The organism is Bacillus sp. CH140a_4T, assembly GCF_008923725.1.
Lineage (GTDB): Bacteria > Bacillota > Bacilli > Bacillales > Bacillaceae_G > Bacillus_A.
Map to the genome: position 1 here is coordinate 1,141,849 of NZ_WBPF01000013.1, position 911 is coordinate 1,142,759.

Genomic DNA, 911 nt, shown 5'->3' on the forward strand with positions numbered 1-911 from the left:
ATGAAGGAAAAAATAAAAAATTTATTATTATATGTATCTAAACCATTTAAAAATAAAATGGAGGAGGTAGAGGGATTCGAACCCCCGCGCGATTCTCACCGCCTGTCGGTTTTCAAGACCGATCCCTTCAGCCGAACTTGGGTATACCTCCGAGACATATAATAAATAAAGTGGAGCCTAGCGGGATCGAACCGCTGACCTCCTGCGTGCAAGGCAGGCGCTCTCCCAGCTGAGCTAAGGCCCCATGTTTTTGGGAATATCGGGAAGACAGGATTTGAACCTGCGACCCCCTGGTCCCAAACCAGGTGCTCTACCAAGCTGAGCCACTTCCCGTAAATAAAAGCGCGCCCGAGAGGAGTCGAACCCCTAACCTCTTGATCCGTAGTCAAACGCTCTATCCAATTGAGCTACGGGCGCATATGGTGCCGAGGGCGGGGGTCGAACCCGCACGGTGGTCACCCACCGCAGGATTTTAAGTCCTGTGCGTCTGCCTGTTCCGCCACCCCGGCATGTCATATTGAAAATTGGAGCGGAAGACGGGATTCGAACCCGCGACCCCAACCTTGGCAAGGTTGTATTCTACCACTGAACTACTTCCGCAAGACATGTTTGAGTTATTTTATTAAAAGTGCGGGTGAAGGGAGTCGAACCCCCACGCCAAAGGCGCTAGATCCTAAGTCTAGTGCGTCTGCCAATTCCGCCACACCCGCATATTTAAGTTAAAATGGTGAGCCATGAAGGATTCGAACCTTCGACCCTCTGATTAAAAGTCAGATGCTCTACCAACTGAGCTAATGGCTCTTGCAATAAAAACTGGTGCCGACTAGAGGACTTGAACCCCCAACCTACTGATTACAAGTCAGTTGCTCTACCAATTGAGCTAAGTCGGCTAAATGGTGGAGGATGACGGG

The 911-nt window shown here is 50.2% G+C and carries 9 tRNA genes; all 9 read right to left on the reverse strand.

The features are described 5' to 3' along the window. Window positions 1-58: 58 nt before the first annotated feature. Window positions 59-151 (reverse strand) — tRNA-Ser (locus F8162_RS14825). A gap of 20 nt (window positions 152-171) precedes the next feature. Further along, window positions 172-244 (reverse strand) — tRNA-Ala (locus F8162_RS14830). Window positions 245-259: 15 nt separating this feature from the next. Further along, a tRNA-Pro gene (locus F8162_RS14835) sits at window positions 260-333 on the reverse strand. 10 nt (window positions 334-343) lie between these two features. Continuing rightward, window positions 344-417 (reverse strand) — tRNA-Arg (locus F8162_RS14840). A 3-nt stretch (window positions 418-420) separates the two neighbouring features. Then, window positions 421-509: transfer RNA gene (locus tag F8162_RS14845), tRNA-Leu, on the reverse strand. A gap of 16 nt (window positions 510-525) precedes the next feature. Further along, a tRNA-Gly gene (locus F8162_RS14850) sits at window positions 526-600 on the reverse strand. Between the two features lie 29 nt (window positions 601-629). Next, window positions 630-710, reverse strand: a tRNA-Leu gene (locus F8162_RS14855). Between the two features lie 15 nt (window positions 711-725). Next, window positions 726-801: transfer RNA gene (locus F8162_RS14860), tRNA-Lys, on the reverse strand. 13 nt (window positions 802-814) lie between these two features. Beyond that, window positions 815-890: transfer RNA gene (locus tag F8162_RS14865), tRNA-Thr, on the reverse strand. Between the last annotated feature and the right edge of the window lie 21 nt (window positions 891-911).